Here is a 16,628-nt window from a genome sequence, read left to right on the forward strand (position 1 = left end):
GGGCGCCATCGGCGGTCAACATGGGTTTGCCGTGCGCTTACGGCGCAGGATCTCTTAGAGTTTTGGTCCGATTACGCGTGCGAGCGCATCGGTTTCGACCCCTGGTGGGTGGGGTACAACGATCGTGATCGGTCTGGCGGGGAATGCGTGTACTTGTGCATGTCTGGGATTGCGGCCTGCGATTGCGCATAGGAGCGAAATCGCCGAAAGCCCATGTATAAGGCGGTGGAAATTTACAAATCGCATGAAGTCTTCGTTGGGTTGAATATGCAGACCCATTCTTTGATTCGACCCCATCGCTGGTAAAGCTACTTCATGTTGTTCGCTTATGAGCAAAGAGCATTGTCTTCGCCATGCTGCTGGCAATCTTTGGAGCAGAGCCTTCAGTTCACCGAGTAACTCCAGAAGCGGGAGGCCATCTCGTTTGCTCATGACCCTGCGACTTCACATCGCTTTACCGCGCAGGTTGCCTCACCCAGAATCGCACCGTCAGACATCATTTTTGAGATGCTAAAACTTACACGGAGACACTATGAAAATTTCCCCCTCACGTCGTTTTGCGCTTGTAAACGGCTTTCTCGCGCTAGCCAGCGCCACATGCGGCGTTGGCGTTGCGTTCGCAGACACAACCTACCCAAGCAAGACGATTAACTTCGTTGTCCCCTATCCGGCAGGCGGTGCGTCGGACATCATCGCGCGCCTTATTGCTGAGCGGCTGCAGGCGTCGTTGAAGCAACCCGTGGTTGTCGAGAACCGCGCAGGCGCCAACGGCATCATCGCGTACTCGTATGTGGCAAAAGCGCCTGCCGACGGTCACACAATCATTATGGCTAATATCGGGCCGAGCGCGATCAATCCCAGCATCTACAAGAAGTTGCCGTACGACGCAGTGAAAGACTTTACCCCAATTACCTTGGTAAGCTGGGTTCCGCTTATGTTTGTGGCCAACCCGGGGGTCGGCGTGAACAGCATTTCCGAGTTGATTGCCAAAGCAAAGGCGGCGCCTGGTGCGATGTCGCATGGCGTATCCGGGCTTGGAACGGCGGGTCACTTGGCGATGGAGCTTTTCAAGTCCAACGCAGCGATCGACATCAAGGCGATTAATTACAAGGGAGACTCTCCGGCGCTTGCCGACACGGTCGCAGGTCATGTGGACGTGATGATGGCTACCGTCGTTGCGGCCGGTCCGTACGTGGCGGCGGGTCGACTGAAGGCACTTGCTGTGACAACGCCGAAGCGTCTGACGGCGTCTCCGAACATACCGACCGTGGCTGAAGCGGGGATGCCAGGCTTCGAAGCGGTGTCCTGGGGCGGCGTTCTGGCGCCTGCGGGTACGCCGCAGCCAGTGATCGACAAGCTAAACACTGAGATCGTAAAGATCCTGAAGCTGCCCGAAATCAAAGAGCGTTTCGCTAAGGTTGGCGCCGAGGTGGTCCATAGCACACCCGACGAGTTTGCCCAGTACATCGCTGCAGAGACTGCCAAATGGGGCAAGATTGCCCAGCCGGCAAAAGTGTCCGTTGACTGAGGCGATGATGGATACAAGACAAAAACCGTTGACCGGCCTAAAGGTCATTGACTTCACGCGAGTCTTCGCCGGCCCATACTGCTCAATGCTGTTAGCGGATTTGGGCGCCGACGTCGTCAAGGTTGAACTTCCTGGAGAAGGCGACCCTTTGCGAACGCAGGGGCCTCCCTTTCATCATGGCCTCGGCATTACCTTTCTTGCTGCAAATCGCAACAAGCGCTCAATCACGCTGGATATGAGCAGCGATGACGGAAAGCAACTTGCTTACCGGCTGTGCCGCTGCGCCGACGTTGTGGTTGAGAATTTCCGTCCCGACGTTATGCCGCGTCTAGGCTTGAGTTACGAGCGGTTGAGCGACGACAATTCCAGGCTAATCTTCGCGTCGATTTCGGGCATGGGTGCCGACGGACCGGACAAAAACTTGGGCGCCTTCGACCTGACAATCCAGGCGATCGGTGGCTACATGAGCATCACTGGCGAACGCGGTGGCCAACCTATCAAACTCGGTACTTCAGCATTCGACATGATCGCCGGGATGAATTGCCATGCAGCAATTCTCACTGCCTTGCTACAGCGCTCGCTTACCGGCAAGGGGCAAAAGGTGGAGACGAGCTTGCTTGAAGGTGAAGTCGCGTTCCTTGCAAACGCAGCGCTTGAATACTTGCTCACCGGCAAGAACCCGGGTAAATGGGGTTCCGAGCACGCCCAGCAGGTACCTTACAAGGCGTTTCAGACATCCGATGGTTGGGCCATTATCGGCGCTGGATATCAGAATATTTGGGAGGCATTTCTGAAGGTGATTGATCGTCGCGATCTGATTGACGACGCGAGGTTCATCGACCTTGCCGGTCGCGTGACTCACCGGGACGCGCTGTACGCAATTCTGGACCCCGAGGTGAGCAAGTTCAAGACTTCCGACTTGCTTACGAAGCTTGATGGTGCCAAGGTGCCTTGTGCACCAGTCAACAACATGCAGCAGGTGTTCGATCATCGGCAAGTAAGGCATCGCGGCATGCTGCGGCCGGTTCGGCATCCTGCCTACGGGGAGTTGCCACAGATAGGCCCGGCCGCAAAGTACTCAGCATTCGATGTCGAGCAGGGGTGGACTGCACCCCCTTTGCTTGGCGAGCACACTGAAGAGGTGCTGCATGAATGGCTCAAGCTGACGCCATCGGACATTGCGCAACTTAGAACCAATAAGGTCATATGACGAACGAAAACACGAAGCTCGAATATTTTCAGTCGCCAACTGGCAGGCTGGAGGATGTGAGGGTTGGAACGACCTTGTATTTCGCGAAGACGGTTGGTGAGACCGATGTCTACCTTTTTTCCGGTATCACGGGAGATTTTTCGCCCAATCATGTTGACGAGGAGTACATGAAGCAGGGCCGTTACGGCGAGCGCCTGGCGCATGGTGCTCTCCTCGTTGGCTTTATCTCGGCCGCGTCGTCGCGCATGCGAATTGGTCGTACGGTTTCGCTCGGCTATGATCGCGTTCGGTTTACCGCTCCAGTACGGTTCGGCGACACGATTACCACTAAGTATGAGATCGTCGAGGTTGACCTCACGAAGAAGCGCATTTTCAACCAATGCACCTGCACTAATCAGCGCGGAGAGGTTGTCGGTTCAGCAGTCCATTTGCGGGCATTTGTTGACTGACTACTCGGACCGTTTGGCCTCCTCTACCAACCAACGCCGGAACAATTCGATCTTGGGGTCGTTACGCTTTTCGGCCGGGTAGACGAGGCAATAGGCGTCTCGGCCGACATAGGCGCCGTCAAAGGGCTGCACCAGACGGCCAGACTGCAGATCTTCATGTACCAGCATGAGCGGCAACAATGCAACGCCGAGGCTACCGATAGCTGCCTGCATGATCATGTAGAAGTGTTCAAAGCGCGGGCCTGTCCATGCATGTGTGGCATCCCCGCCCTTGGCCTCCATCCACTCTCGCCACAGGTTCGGTCGAATTGACTGCTGTAACAGCGCGTGCTTTGATAGATCCGCCGCGTTTTCGAGCTTTTCGTGCCGGGCAAGGTACGCTGGCGAGCACACGACGACCATCTCTTCGCCTACTAGGCGGTCAAACAGTACGCCTGGCCAGTCGTTTCTGCCATAGTGAATTGCCGCGTCGATAGCCTCTGACCCGAAGTCAAAAGGCTTCGCGCGCGTAGCGAGGTTTATCAGGATCTCCGGGTGGCTATCGCTGAAACGGTGCAGGCGCGGAATCAGCCATTTCGTACCAAACGCTGGCGGTGTGGCAAGGCTCAGGATACCGCCCTTGCCTTGATGAGCAAGCAGGTTAACAGTCGCTGCTTGCATATTTTCGAGCGCTGCACGGATGTCATTGACATAACTGCGACCTGCTTCAGTAAGTACAAGCCGTTGCTTGACCCGTTGAAACAGCAAAACCCCCAAGTACTCCTCCATCAGCCGGATCTGCCGGCTGACCGCGCTTTGGGTGAGGTTCAATTCAGCCGCTGCTTTCGTGAAGCTAAGGTGACGCGCTGCCGCTTCGAATGTGCGCAGAGCAGCAAGTGATGGAAGTTGCCAAGCCATGCAAAGAGATTATCACATTTACTCATGAAGTGACAAGTACTCCTCGCTGTCTATTATCGATTTCTATTGGCAAAATGCGTTCATGCAAGTTTCCACTTCATGAATATGTATCACCAACCCCAGGGGCGGACATGAACCTCATGGTTGAGCAAGCGATGACTGACGTACTCGTGCTGGGCGGCGGGCTAAGCGGTTACCGTGCTGCCATTGCTGCACGCCAGACAGGGGTGAACGTGATCATGGCGTATCGCGCTCATGGTGCGTCGCCTTATGTCATCGGCTTCAACGCGCCTATCGGCGCAACTGATCCACTTGATACTCCGCAAGTCTTCTTCGACGACATGGTCCGCGGCGGCTATGGCCTGAATGATCGACGGCTTGTTCGAGTGCTCGCGGACCAGTCGATCGATGCTTACCGGGAGCTCGCAGCTTTGGGGGTCCCATTTGCCAAGCTTGATGGCAAGGTCGCGCAGCGTCATTTGTCAGGCAACACCTATCCCCGTTCAGTCTACATCGCCGAGGGCACCGGCGGCGCGTTGTTGCAGGCACTAAAGGCGAGCGCTAGCGAAAGTGGCATTCAGACAATCGGCGGGCAGAAGGTCATAGGTCTGCTTCAAGACGGCGGTCAGATCGTTGGGGCGCTGTTGTGGAAACCGCATAGCGCGGCGCTGCTTGCGATACGTGCCCGGGCTACTGTAATCGCGATGGGCGGAATCGGACGTCTCTATGCGGGCAGCACCTATCCCGCGGACGTCGCCGCCGACTCGCTTGCAATGGCATTTGAGGCGGGCGCAAGGTTGATCGACATGGAATTTGTGCAGTTTGAGCCAGTCGTTACGGTCTGGCCCGAAGCATGCCGGGGTATGGAAATGCCTACAGCAATGCTGGGCGACGGTGCGCAGCTGCTCAATGCCCGTGGTGAGCGTTTCATGATGCGCGTGAATCCGCCGCTCGGAGAGCGCGGGATCGAGAAAGCGAAGATGGCACTGCACATCCAGCGCGAGATCGACGAAGGCCGGGGGCTCCCCCAGGGCGGTGTACTGTTTGACACTCGGCGTATCCCGCCAGATCGACTCGAAAGCTATGTCTCACACTGCAGTCGCCTGCGCAGCGCCGGAGTTGATCCGGCCAAACAGTCGCCGATTGTGGCGCCCGCCGCGCATAGCATCATGGGCGGCATTGCGATAGACCACCATGGGGCATCTGATGTACCTGGATTGTTTGTAGGGGGTGAGGCTGCTGGAGGCGTTCATGGGGCGAGTCGGGTTGCTGGCAATGGTTGTGCAGATACCCTGGTATTTGGGGCATTGGCCGGACGTGGAGCGGTCGCCGGCATGCTCGATGAACGGCAACGTGACTGGGGTCGCATCGTAGGCGACGCTGTGGGCGCTTTGAAGGCTGCGCACGGTAAACAAGCGAGCGGTGTTGCAGAACTAAAAGGCCGCATCCGCAACATACTGGCGACATGCGCCGGGATTTGGCGTGCCGAGCCATCGCTCCGCGTCGGACTGGCCCATTTGCAACTTATCAGCGACCGTCTTGATCGCCGTACTGGCGCTGACATCGCAGAAGTCGTCGAACTTCTCGAGGCCCGCCGCATGGCTCTCGTTGCGCGAACGATTGTCAAAGCCGCGCTGTCACGAACTGAGAGTCGCGGCGCTCACCAGCGAACCGACTTCCCGCAGAGCGATGACACGAACTGGCTGCGACACACGAGCTTCAGACGAGGTCCATCCGGCGAAGTGATCGAAGAAGTAATCCCAATCCAATGAGAAAGAAGCAATGAATTTCGAACCAAATGAAGAGCAGCGCATAGCGTTAGATAGTTGGAAGCGTGTAGTTGAACGAGAGGTCGCACCGCTCGCGCGTCATTTTCGTGATCAAGCCTTCACCAAACCCGCAGCCCTGCAGCTGATGAAAACGATGGTCCCCTATGGCGTTGGCTCGGGTTGGGTGCCCGAGGACGCAGGGGGTATGGGTCTGGATTTCCTAACCAGCGGCTTGCTGTTCGAGGAGCTTGCCAAGGTATCCCCAGACGCCGCTGGTATTGCGTGGGTCGCTGAGGGCGCGGCATTGAAGGTCTATTCCAACGGAAGTGAGGCGATCAAGGCACGTTACCTTCCCAAGATGCTCACAGGGGAGATCATTGGATGCTCCGCTATCAGTGAGCCAGGCATCGGATCGAGTGTGCGCGAGATGCGAACGCGCGCCGTTCGCGACGGCAAATACTTTCGAATTAGTGGTGAAAAAATGTGGACGTCAAACGCCACGGTTGCGGACGTCGTCGTGGTTCTTGCTCGTACAGGTGAGGACGAGTTCTCGATGTTCCTCGTTGATCGTGATGAACATGGCTTTCAGGCTAGCGAAATCGAGAAGCTTGGGCTCAACGGGTGGCCGCTCGCCCAGGTGCACTTCGACGACACGGTTGTCCCTGAGGAGAACTTGCTGGGCACCTTAGGTTCCGGATTGCGCGAGACGATGAAAGGCTTTGATCGGTCACGTTGCTTTGTCTCAACACTGGCGCTCGGAATATCCAATACAGCTCTCAGGGATGCCGTTGAGTACTCAAAGCAGCGAACACAATTCGGAAAACCGATCGCGGGACATCAGCTGGTTCAGAGCTTACTTGCCGAAATGGCGACCGATCTTGCTGCGTCACAGCTTCTCGTCTATCGGGCGCTTTCGAAAATGGCTAATGGTCTGCGCTGTGAGCTTGAGGCGTCGATCGCAAAGAACTTCGCCACGGAGGCCGCACAACGCATTACGTCGAAGGCGATACAGATCCATGGCGCCTTCGGTATCTCCAAGGAATTTGGGGTTGAGCGGCACTTCCGAAACGCCCGCATGTTGACGATCCCTGACGGAACCACGCAGATCAACCAATTGATCATTGCCCGCAAGCTGACCGGCATTGACGCATTCGCATAAATACTATGAAAAACGATAAAACGAAAACCGGCGCCCAGCTTTTGGTAGCTACGCTGAAGGCGCATGGCGCAGACCATGTGTTCTGTGTACCTGGCGAGAGTTACCTTGCCGTGCTCGATGCACTGTACGATGAAAGCGAGAGGGTTCGTGTGGTTGCTTGTCGACACGAGGGTGGGGCAGCAAACATGGCCGAAGCGTACGGCAAGCTCACGGGTCGCCCTGGAATATGCATGGTCACTCGCGGTCCGGGTGCTACCAACGCAAGTATCGGTGTGCATACCGCTTTCCAGGACTCAACGCCGATGATCCTGTTCGTCGGTCAAGTCGCTAGGGAATTTGCAGGGCGCGAAGCGTTCCAGGAAGTTGACTATAAGACCATGTTCAGCGGAATGGCCAAGTGGGTTGGTCAGATCGAATCCGCTGATCGCGTAATCGAACTTGTTAGTCGCGCTTTCCACGTGGCATGCGCAGGTCGTCCGGGCCCAGTGGTGTTGGCACTGCCGGAAGACATGCTTCTTGAGTTGGCCGGCGTATCGGAAATCCGATCTTTCACGCCAGTTCAGGCGGGTCCCGTCGAAGCTGACATGGCCCGTATGGTGAAGCTTCTCGAAAGTGCGGAACGCCCGCTTGTGTTGCTTGGCGGAAGCGGCTGGAATGTCGATGCCTGCAACAAGTTACAGCAATTCGCCGAGACGAACGGCCTGCCAGTTGCCTGTGCGTTTCGTTTCCAAGATCTATTCGACAATGAGCATGAAAACTACATTGGCGATGTAGGGGTGGGCATCAACCCAGCACTTGCCAAGCGAGTAGGAGATGCCGATTTGTTGCTGGCGATCGGGCCGCGGCTCGGCGAGATGACCACAAGCGGCTACACCCTGCTGAGTTCACCGGTGCCGAAGCAGAAACTTGTACACGTTCATGCAGGCGCAGAGGAACTGGGAAGTGTGTATGAAGGTGAACTGCTCATAAACTCTGGCATGGTGAGGTTCGCCGAGGCGCTGTCAAAACTACCCCCTTTGAAAGGCGCCATGCGCTGGCGCGCTTTGACAGAGGCTGCTCGATCCGACTATCTTAGATGGACTTCGCGTGTGACCATTCCGGGTGACGTGCAGATGTGGGAACTGATGGAGTTTTTGCGAGATCGCCTTGACGATGATGCAATCATCACCAATGGTGCCGGTAACTATACGGTGTGGGTTCACCGTTTTTATCGATACCGCGGCCATCGAACCCAACTTGCGCCGACTTCGGGTGCTATGGGTTACGGTGTTCCAGCCGCAATCGCTGCCAAGATCATTCACCCTGATCGCCAGGTTGTGGCTTTTGCCGGAGATGGTTGCTTCCTGATGAACGGGCAGGAGATCGCTACTGCGGTGAAGGAGAGGGCCAATGTCGTGATAGTTGTGGTCAACAACGGGATGTACGGGACGATTCGCATGCATCAGGAACGCGAGTACCCTGGCCGAGTTATTGCGACTGATTTGGTCAACCCGGACTTTGCCGCCTTCGCACGCTCGTTTGGCGCTCATGGTGAAACGGTAACGGCGACCGATCAGTTTCCAGCTGCGTTTGAGCGTGCAATCAGCAGTGGGAAGCCATCGCTGATTGAAGTCCGAACTGATCCAGATGCGATAACACCGAATACAACGATTACCGCGATGCGGCGCAACATTGCTGGCGTAACGGCTTAACTATGGATCGTGTTGACTGTGTTGTGATCGGCGCCGGCGTGATTGGCCTTGCGGTTGCCCGCGAACTGGCCATTTCTGGACGCGATGTGGTCGTCATTGAGTCCGAGAACGTGGTCGGCTCAGGTACCAGTTCGCGTAACAGTGAGGTCATTCATGCTGGGATTTATTACTCACCTGGTTCACTCAAGGCAAGCCTGTGTGTTGAGGGGCGTGAAGTTCTTTACGGATATTGCAAGGAACGTGGAGTTCCACACCAGCAGTGTGGCAAGTTGATTGTTGCGCAGTCGGAGCAACAGCATGACAAACTACGTGGAATCGCCGCACGAGCACACGCAAACGGCGTCAATAATTTGCGCTGGATGTCGCGCGACGAAGCGATTGGAGTCGAACCAGCGCTCGAGTGCACTGCGGCGCTTTACTCGCCATCGACAGGTATCGTCGATAGCCACGCGCTGATGCTCCAGTTGCTCGGCGATGCAGAGCGTAGTGGCGCAACCATTGCTTTCGCCAGCGAAGTCGTTGGGGGTCGCTTAAACGGCCAGGGCATGGTGCTAGACGTAGAAGCCAATGGAGTAAAGACGTCCATTCATGCCAAGTTGTTGGTTAATGCCGCCGGCCTCAGCGCACCGCGGGTCGCTGGCATGTTGCAGGGATTTCCGTCGAAATTAATACCGAAGCCGCTTTTTGCCAAGGGCAGTTACTTCAATCTAACTGGGAGGTCGCCGTTCTCGCGTTTGATTTACCCGATCCCTGAGCCAGGTGGCCTTGGGATTCATTTGACCCTTGACCTTGGAGGTCAGGCGCGCTTCGGGCCAGACGTCGAGTGGCTCGATATCGAACGATCTGCGGATATCAACTTCAACGTGGACTCCCAACTCATAGATGTCTTCTACGAGTCGGTTCGCGGGTATTGGCCCGGATTGCCTGACGGGGCTCTGCAGCCAGGGTATGCAGGTGTTAGACCGAAGATATCACGTGAGGCCGATGTGGACTTCAAAATTCAAGGGCCAGCAGAGCATTGCGTTCCAGGGCTTGTCAATCTCTTCGGTATCGAATCACCAGGCCTTACGGCATCGCTTGCTATTGCGCGTTATGTGCGGAATCAGTTAATGGAGAACGAATGAAAATCCTTGTCCCCGTCAAGCGCGTGGTGGACTACAACGTGAAGGTCCGCGTCAAGTCGGACAACACCGGTGTAGATATCGCCAACGTCAAAATGAGCATGAACCCCTTTGACGAAATCGCCGTTGAAGAAGCCGTCCGTCTGAAAGAGAAAGGCGTAGCTACCGAAATCATCGCTGTCTCCTGCGGCACCGCGCAATGCCAGGAAACCCTGCGCACCGCCATGGCCATCGGCGCTGACCGCGCAATCCTGGTGGAAACCACCGAAGAACTACAACCGCTGGCCGTCGCCAAACTCCTCAAAGCCCTGGTGGACAAGGAGCAGCCCGGCCTGATCATTCTGGGCAAACAAGCCATTGACGACGACTGCAACCAGACCGGCCAGATGCTCGCCGCCCTGGCGGATCTTCCGCAAGCTACTTTTGCCAGCAAGGTTGAGGTGGTTGATGGCTGGGCCAGTGTGACCCGCGAAGTGGATGGCGGCTCGGAAATTCTGGCGATCAGGCTGCCAGCGGTCATCACCACGGACCTGCGCCTAAACGAGCCGCGCTATGTGACGCTGCCCAACATCATGAAGGCTAAGAAAAAGCCGCTGGAAGTAGTCAAGCCTGCCGATCTGGGCGTGGACGTAGCCCCACGCATTCAGACCCTCAAAGTGACCGAGCCACCCAAGCGCAGTGCCGGCATCATGGTCCCTGATGTGGCTACTCTCGTTGCAAAACTCAGGAACGAAGCGAAGGTAATCTAAATGACATCTCTAGTTATTGCCGAACACGATAATGTTTCCATTAAGGGCGCAACCTTGAACACGGTGACCGCTGCTGTGCAATGCGGCGGTGAAGTTCACGTGCTGGTGGCTGGCTCCAATGCGGGCGCAGCTGCCGTGGCAGCAGCCAGGATTGCCGGTGTAACTAAGGTTCTGCATGCCGATGGCGATGGCTTTGCCCATGCCCTGGCTGAAAACATGGCCGCACAGGTTCTGGCTATTGCAGACAACTACAGCCATATCCTGTTCTCCGCGACCGCCTCTGGTAAAAACATCGCGCCACGCGTGGCTGCCAAGCTTGATGTGAGCCAGATCTCTGACGTTACCAGGATCGGCAGTGCCGATACCTTTGAGCGCCCGATCTATGCAGGCAATGCCATTGCCACCGTTCAGAGCCTGGATTCAACCAAGGTCTTGACCGTGCGTTCGACGGGCTTCGATTCAGCCGCTCCGTCCGGCGGTTCAGCTGTAGTGAACAGCATCGCCGCCACGGTGGCCACGACCCAATCAACCTTCATAGGCAGCGAGATTGCAAAAAACGATCGACCCGAACTCACAGCGGCCAAGATCATCATATCGGGGGGACGGGCATTGGGTTCCAGCGAGAAATTCCAGGAAGTTATGACCCCGCTGGCCGACCGGTTGGGCGCGGCACTGGGGGCCAGCCGCGCTGCAGTGGACGCGGGCTATGCGCCCAATGACTGGCAGGTGGGCCAGACCGGCAAGATCGTCGCGCCCTCGTTGTATGTTGCCGTTGGCATCAGCGGCGCCATCCAGCACTTGGCTGGCATGAAGGATTCCAAGGTGATCGTCGCGATCAACAAGGACCCTGAAGCGCCGATTTTCTCCGTAGCTGATTACGGTCTTGAGGCGGATTTGTTTGTGGCTGTGCCTGAGATGACGGAGAGCCTGACATGATTTTGTTAAAGGATGTGGCGTTGCTTCGCACGAGTGCGTATATCGATGGGCTTTGGGTCGATGCAAATGACGGTTGTCAGTTTCCTGTCTATAACCCTGCCAATGGCACGCAAGTTGCCAAGGTATCCCGAGCCGGCCTCAGAGAAACTCAGCAAGCGATTGACGCCGCCGCTCGGGCTCTTCCGAACTGGCGATCGAGGACGGCAAAGGATCGCGCGACGCTGATGGAGCGATGGTTCGAGCTGATAATGCTTCACAGCGAAGATCTCGCCACAATATTGACTACAGAGCAAGGGAAGCCGCTTGAAGAGGCCAGAGCTGAAGTTTCGTTTGGAGCTTCGTTTATCAAATGGTTTGCAGAGGAGGGGAGGCGTATCTATGGGGACTTGATTCCAAGTCAGAATGTAGGCCAGCGACTACTTGCAATGAAGCAGCCCGTTGGAGTCTGCGGTGCAATTACTCCGTGGAATTTTCCTGTCGCGATGATCACACGAAAAGTCGCGCCGGCGCTTGCGGCAGGTTGTACGATTGTTGTGAAGCCAGCTGAACAGACCCCACTTTGCGCGCTCGCTTTGGCTGAGCTTGCTCAGCGGGCAGGGATCCCGCCCGGCGTCATCAACGTGTTGCCCACAGATACTTCCACCTCGGTAGAAGTTGGACGATTGATTTGCGAGAGCAGCGTCGTGCGAAAGCTTTCGTTTACCGGCTCCACTAAGGTTGGACGCATACTAATGCAGCAATGCGCGCCAACGATTAAGAAGCTCAGTCTCGAACTCGGTGGACATGCTCCGTTCATTGTTTTTGCAGATGCTGACCTCGATGCCGCAGTCGCCGGAGCCGTCATCTCAAAGTATCGCAACTCTGGTCAAACCTGTGTCTGCACGAACCGCATCTATGTGCATGACAGCATCTACGACGCATTCGTCTCCAAGTTCGCAGCAGCAGCGGCACAGTTAAAGCTCGGTAATGGCCTAGAAGCTGGAGTACAGCAAGGTCCGCTGATCGATGAGGCAGCCGTAAAAAAGGTGGAGCAGCAGGTGCTCGATGCGACAGCCAAGGGTGCAAGGATAGTTACAGGCGGGAAACGCAGTGCTTTGGGTTGCCATTTTTATGAGCCAACCGTACTGGCAGAAGTCTCGCATGAAATGCTGATTGCGCATGAAGAGACTTTTGGTCCCGTGGCTCCCGTCTTCCGCTTCCACACCGACTCAGAAGCAGTCTCTCTTGCAAATGACAGTGAGTATGGGCTGGCTGCGTACTTCTATAGTCGAGACATCAATCGTTTCTGGCGAGTCGTAGAGCAACTTGAGTACGGTATGGTAGGTGTCAATACCGGCGCAATGTCTAATGAAGTGTCACCTTTTGGGGGCATCAAACAATCTGGTACCGGCCGCGAAGGCTCCAAATACGGTATTGATGAGTATTTGGAGATGAAGTACGTGTGTGTTGGTGGCTTGAGTTGACGGAAATTTGGTTACCTGTGCTTCTGACGTTTCTAGTTGGGGGCCTGGTCAAGGGAGCTGTCGGTCTTGGGATGCCGACGGTCGTTCTCGGTGTGTTAAGTGCCTATATTCCGCTGCCCCAAGCCGCGGCCCTGTTGGTGATTCCCTCGCTAGTGACCAACATTTGGCAGTTAATTTCCGGTGGGAATCTCACGTCTCTAGTTTCGCGTTTGGCCCCTCTAGCTGTCGGACTCGCACTCGGCACTGTCTTGGCACCGATAGGCATGGCTACAGTCGACGCGAAATTCGCGACCCGTGGTTTAGGTCTCATGCTGATGGTCTACGCGATCATCGGACTCTCTGCGGCCCGCTTCATAATTCGCCCATCGCTTGAGTTATGGCTTTCGCCCCTAATTGGAATTATCGCGGGATTGGTTAATGCCGCGACGGGCTTGTTTGTGATGCCTGTAGTCCCATACCTACAAAGCTTGGAATTCAATAAGGACGAGCTGGTTCAAGCGCTTGCTTTGTGTTTTACCGTTGGCGCACTAGCGCTTGCTTTTCGATTACATCAGGACGAAGTCCCCGTTTTTGGTGATATGTCTGGTTCTGCCTTGGCGCTTATCGCTGCCTTGTTGGGTATGCCGATTGGAAAGTTGCTGCGAGCCCGGGTCAGCGAACGGGTGTTCAGAACCAGCTTTTACTATTGCCTACTAGCTATCGGGGGGTTTTTGCTGTTGAAGACGTTTTTCGTTAGCGGTCTCGCCTACGGATAGTTTGGAGTGTTGAGCTAAACCGTTGAACCGGTGTTGACCAGAAACGGCCCCACAAATCTGAACAGCTCTTTAATCATAAGGCAGTAATTTGCGGGCAATTTGTAGAACTTTGTTGCCTTGGTTTTCTCGGACAACACCGCCGCGCCAATAGAAGCCGCCATGCAGGCGGGTCGCCGCGCATTCGAGCGCCTCGCGCACAAACGGTGCGTCCCTGAGCGTGGTCCGCTTGAGTTACGAAACGAACGTGCCTTTCTGCGGAATCACGTCCAGCAGACCTCGGCAAGAAGCGTCCGGAAAGCTTCTCGCACTGGCGTGCGGCTGACGCCGAACTCTTGCGCCACGTCGGTTTCGTTCGTAAGCGTCCGACCAATCTTTCAATTACCCACATTTTTCTGATGAGAGAACCCTGTTTGTCAGCCAGTTGACCGAGCCGTCCGTTGTTGTGCGAACAACGAGATCAGGACGGGTGGGTATTGGATGCGGGGAGAATTTGAGGCGGGCGGTGAAATACAGGGCGACCAGACATGGAAAGGCAACGAACTGTCGGGCTGCAAGTTCAAGGATGCGCGATTGGGCAAGAGGTTGACCGACCTGATGCGGCGGATGTCAGGCAAAGCTGGGGCAAGCATTCCACTGGCATGCCAGGATTGGGCGAACACGAAAGCGGCGTACCGGTTCTTCTCCAACGACCGAGTCGATGAGCAGGCGATATTGGCCGGGCATTTCGAATCGACGCGCGAGCGCGGGGCCCCTGCTGATCCTGCAGGACACGACGGAATTCTCATACAAGCGAGACGCGCCCGAGAAGATCGGCTTTACCGGTGAGACGAGCAGCCGGAAAAACAAGGCGGGGCGGCTGACAAAGCACACCGTGTGCGGGATGCTGATGCACTCGAGCCTGGCCGTGACAAGTGACAGGCTGCCGCTTGGCCTGTGCGCGATCATATTCTGGAGCCGAAAAAAGTTCAAGGGCAAGCAAAAGCACTATCCCGAGTTGGTGCTGGCGGTACTGCATGCGCAAGAGCGGGATGCGCCGCCGGATAGGGAACCACTGGACGGAAGCTCATCACCAACTTGCCGGTGTGCTCGCGAGATGATGCCATCGAGAAACTCCACTGGTATGCCATGCGGTGGAAGATCGAGACCTTCCACAAGATTCTGAAGTCCGGCTGCAAGGCCGAGGAGTCCAAGCTGCGCACAGCCGAGCGGCTGGTCAATCTGATCTCGGTGTATTGCATCCTGAGCTGGCGAATCTTCTGGATGACGACGATCAATCGAGTCTGCCCTGATGGGCCGCAGACATTGGCGTTGTCCACGGACCCGTTCTTTATCGAAAAACTACGCGACGTGGTAGGCCTGTACCTGAGGCCGCCGGACAACGCGCTGGTGCTGTGTGTTGATGAAAAGAGCCAATGCCAGGCGCTGGAGCGCACGCAACCGACGTTGCCCATGGAACTGGGCTACGTCGAAGGCGTCACGCATGACTACAAGCGTCATGGCACGACCACGCTGTTTGCGGCGCTGACGTGCTCAACGGCGCCGTGCTGGCCAGTTGCAAACCGCGTCACCGGCATCAGGAGTTCTTGAGTTTCCTGCGTGAAATCGACAAGGCGGTGCCCGCCGGGTTGGATATTCACTGCATCGTGGACAACTACGCCACGCACAGCCATCCCAAGGTCAAGGCGTGGCTCGCCAGCAGACCGCGCTGGCACATGCACTTCATCCCGACCGACAGATCCTGGCTCAATCAGGTGGAACGCTTCTTTGCGTTGATCACGGACAAGGCCATCCGGCACGGCTCCTTCGCCTCGGTCAAGGAACGCGTCGCCAAGATCGATCACTTCATGTCACACCTCAACAAGTCCTGCCAGCCGTTTCGGTGGACAGCCACTGCCGACTCCATACTGGAAAAACTGCACAGACTTTGCTCACGTATCAGCGGGACGGCACATTTAAATTTACTTATACTGAAAAAGTATAAATAAGCTAAAAATAATATATTTGATCTCCAATAGATCGAAACCTAAACTGGCCATGCTCTGCAATAAAAACGAGGAAAAGAGACAGTATGGGTAGTGATTTCATTCTGGAGACAACAGGGCTGCGTAAAGAGTTCAAAGGCTTTGTTGCGGTGGACGATGTGCACCTGCGCGTGCGACGAGGCCACATTCACGCGCTAATTGGGCCGAATGGAGCAGGCAAGACGACCTGCTTCAACCTGCTGACCAAGTTCCTGGAGCCTACCCGGGGCGTGATTCTTTTTAACGGAACGGACGTCACGCACGAGAGGCCTGCTCAGATTGCGCGTCGCGGGGTCGTCCGGTCATTTCAAATCTCTGCCGTGTTTCCGCATTTAACTGTGCTGGACAACCTCCGGGTTGCATTGCAGCGCCGTCTGGGTACTTCGTTTCATTTCTGGAAGTCCCAACGAACTCTTGACGTGCTGGATGAGCGGGCAATGGAGCTGCTCGGTCACGTAGGCCTTGAAGAGTTCGCAGATATGGTGGCGGTGGAGATGCCTTATGGCCGAAAGCGGGCACTTGAAATTGCGACGACGCTTGCACTCGAGCCTGAACTCATGCTTCTCGATGAGCCAACTCAAGGCATGGGGCACGAGGACGTCGACCGCATCATGCAATTGATCAAAAAGGTATCGGCTAATCGGACCATCCTCATGGTGGAGCACAACATGAAGGTCGTTTCCGGGATCTCGGATGCGATTACGGTGTTGGCGCGGGGCGGCGTGCTGGCTGAGGGTAGTTATGAGGAAGTCGCGGCCGACCCTCAGGTGGTGGAAGTGTTGATTTCCATCCAGAAGTGACCCAGTAACCCCCAGGTTTTCCATCTAAAACTGATCCACGTACTAACCCTAACCTGCTGCTTTTTTAAGCAGCAGGAGAC

General features: G+C 56.0%; 14 protein-coding genes and 1 pseudogene. 14 read left to right on the forward strand and 1 reads right to left on the reverse strand.

The annotated features are described in order from the left end of the window. The first annotated feature begins 532 nt into the window (after positions 1-532). From J8G26_RS16870 to J8G26_RS16880, 3 genes are read left to right on the forward strand one after another with little or no spacing between them, the layout of a single operon-like run. Entirely contained in the window at positions 533-1,528 is a 996-nt protein-coding gene (locus tag J8G26_RS16870; protein ID WP_210570330.1) for a tripartite tricarboxylate transporter substrate binding protein, read from the forward strand. A 7-nt stretch (positions 1,529-1,535) separates the two neighbouring features. Further along, positions 1,536-2,738: a CoA transferase gene (locus tag J8G26_RS16875; protein ID WP_210570332.1), complete on the forward strand. Its 1,203-nt coding sequence runs from the start codon at positions 1,536-1,538 to the stop codon at positions 2,736-2,738. Then, the gene (locus J8G26_RS16880) at positions 2,735-3,187 is read left to right on the forward strand and encodes a MaoC family dehydratase (RefSeq protein ID WP_210570334.1); all 453 of its coding nucleotides are present in this window, start codon (positions 2,735-2,737) and stop codon (positions 3,185-3,187) included. The genes J8G26_RS16875 and J8G26_RS16880 overlap by 4 nt, the downstream gene beginning before the upstream one ends. Here the strand turns inward: J8G26_RS16880 and gcvA are convergent, their stop codons facing one another. Further along, entirely contained in the window at positions 3,188-4,084 is an 897-nt protein-coding gene (gene gcvA / locus J8G26_RS16885; RefSeq protein WP_210570336.1) for a transcriptional regulator GcvA, read from the reverse strand. 131 nt (positions 4,085-4,215) lie between these two features. On the opposite strand from gcvA, the gene J8G26_RS16890 reads away from it, so the two are divergent. The 11 genes and pseudogenes from J8G26_RS16890 to J8G26_RS16945 all read left to right on the forward strand — a co-directional run bounded on the left by J8G26_RS16890 (position 4,216) and on the right by J8G26_RS16945 (position 16,548). Beyond that, positions 4,216-5,856, forward strand: a complete 1,641-nt coding sequence (locus J8G26_RS16890; protein ID WP_210570338.1) for an FAD-binding protein — start codon at positions 4,216-4,218, stop codon at positions 5,854-5,856. A 10-nt stretch (positions 5,857-5,866) separates the two neighbouring features. Further along, positions 5,867-7,012, forward strand: coding sequence for an acyl-CoA dehydrogenase family protein (locus J8G26_RS16895; RefSeq protein ID WP_210570340.1), 1,146 nt, complete (start codon positions 5,867-5,869; stop codon positions 7,010-7,012). Between the two features lie 5 nt (positions 7,013-7,017). After that, positions 7,018-8,703, forward strand: coding sequence for a thiamine pyrophosphate-binding protein (locus J8G26_RS16900; RefSeq protein ID WP_210570342.1), 1,686 nt, complete (start codon positions 7,018-7,020; stop codon positions 8,701-8,703). A gap of 2 nt (positions 8,704-8,705) precedes the next feature. Beyond that, positions 8,706-9,827: an NAD(P)/FAD-dependent oxidoreductase gene (locus tag J8G26_RS16905; RefSeq protein ID WP_210570344.1), complete on the forward strand. Its 1,122-nt coding sequence runs from the start codon at positions 8,706-8,708 to the stop codon at positions 9,825-9,827. Further along, a complete protein-coding gene (locus tag J8G26_RS16910; protein WP_210570346.1) occupies positions 9,824-10,573 on the forward strand; it encodes an electron transfer flavoprotein subunit beta/FixA family protein in 750 nt (249 codons plus the stop codon). Before J8G26_RS16905 ends, J8G26_RS16910 begins: the two co-directional genes overlap by 4 nt. Beyond that, positions 10,574-11,509, forward strand: a complete 936-nt coding sequence (locus tag J8G26_RS16915; protein WP_210570348.1) for an FAD-binding protein — start codon at positions 10,574-10,576, stop codon at positions 11,507-11,509. It begins immediately after the preceding gene. After that, positions 11,506-12,972: an NAD-dependent succinate-semialdehyde dehydrogenase gene (locus tag J8G26_RS16920; RefSeq protein WP_210570350.1), complete on the forward strand. Its 1,467-nt coding sequence runs from the start codon at positions 11,506-11,508 to the stop codon at positions 12,970-12,972. Before J8G26_RS16915 ends, J8G26_RS16920 begins: the two co-directional genes overlap by 4 nt. Continuing rightward, the gene (locus J8G26_RS16925; protein ID WP_210570352.1) at positions 12,969-13,727 is read left to right on the forward strand and encodes a sulfite exporter TauE/SafE family protein; all 759 of its coding nucleotides are present in this window, start codon (positions 12,969-12,971) and stop codon (positions 13,725-13,727) included. The genes J8G26_RS16920 and J8G26_RS16925 overlap by 4 nt, the downstream gene beginning before the upstream one ends. Positions 13,728-14,204: 477 nt before the next feature. After that, positions 14,205-14,552 carry a transposase gene (locus J8G26_RS16935; RefSeq protein ID WP_210570354.1) on the forward strand — a complete coding sequence of 116 codons (348 nt, stop codon included), beginning with the start codon at positions 14,205-14,207 and terminating at the stop codon, positions 14,550-14,552. A 483-nt stretch (positions 14,553-15,035) separates the two neighbouring features. Next, positions 15,036-15,712 (forward strand): annotated as a pseudogene (locus J8G26_RS16940) (IS630 family transposase); the annotation flags it as partial. A gap of 83 nt (positions 15,713-15,795) precedes the next feature. After that, entirely contained in the window at positions 15,796-16,548 is a 753-nt protein-coding gene (locus tag J8G26_RS16945) for an ABC transporter ATP-binding protein (RefSeq protein ID WP_210570356.1), read from the forward strand. Positions 16,549-16,628 lie beyond the last annotated feature (80 nt).

Source organism: Acidovorax sp. JG5, assembly GCF_017939685.1.
Taxonomy (GTDB): Bacteria; Pseudomonadota; Gammaproteobacteria; order Burkholderiales; family Burkholderiaceae_C; genus Acidovorax.

Coding starts and splice junctions, on each gene's coding strand:
- J8G26_RS16895 (WP_210570340.1), top strand. CDS start 5,867: ATGAATTTCGAACCAAATGAAGAGCAGCGCATAGCGTTAGATAGTTGG.
- J8G26_RS16935 (WP_210570354.1), top strand. CDS start 14,205: ATGCGGGGAGAATTTGAGGCGGGCGGTGAAATACAGGGCGACCAGACA.
- J8G26_RS16890 (WP_210570338.1), top strand. CDS start 4,216: ATGAACCTCATGGTTGAGCAAGCGATGACTGACGTACTCGTGCTGGGC.
- J8G26_RS16910 (WP_210570346.1), top strand. CDS start 9,824: ATGAAAATCCTTGTCCCCGTCAAGCGCGTGGTGGACTACAACGTGAAG.
- J8G26_RS16900 (WP_210570342.1), top strand. CDS start 7,018: ATGAAAAACGATAAAACGAAAACCGGCGCCCAGCTTTTGGTAGCTACG.
- J8G26_RS16905 (WP_210570344.1), top strand. CDS start 8,706: ATGGATCGTGTTGACTGTGTTGTGATCGGCGCCGGCGTGATTGGCCTT.
- J8G26_RS16920 (WP_210570350.1), top strand. CDS start 11,506: ATGATTTTGTTAAAGGATGTGGCGTTGCTTCGCACGAGTGCGTATATC.
- gcvA (WP_210570336.1), bottom strand. CDS start 4,084: ATGGCTTGGCAACTTCCATCACTTGCTGCTCTGCGCACATTCGAAGCG.
- J8G26_RS16945 (WP_210570356.1), top strand. CDS start 15,796: ATGGGTAGTGATTTCATTCTGGAGACAACAGGGCTGCGTAAAGAGTTC.
- J8G26_RS16915 (WP_210570348.1), top strand. CDS start 10,574: ATGACATCTCTAGTTATTGCCGAACACGATAATGTTTCCATTAAGGGC.
- J8G26_RS16875 (WP_210570332.1), top strand. CDS start 1,536: ATGGATACAAGACAAAAACCGTTGACCGGCCTAAAGGTCATTGACTTC.
- J8G26_RS16870 (WP_210570330.1), top strand. CDS start 533: ATGAAAATTTCCCCCTCACGTCGTTTTGCGCTTGTAAACGGCTTTCTC.
- J8G26_RS16880 (WP_210570334.1), top strand. CDS start 2,735: ATGACGAACGAAAACACGAAGCTCGAATATTTTCAGTCGCCAACTGGC.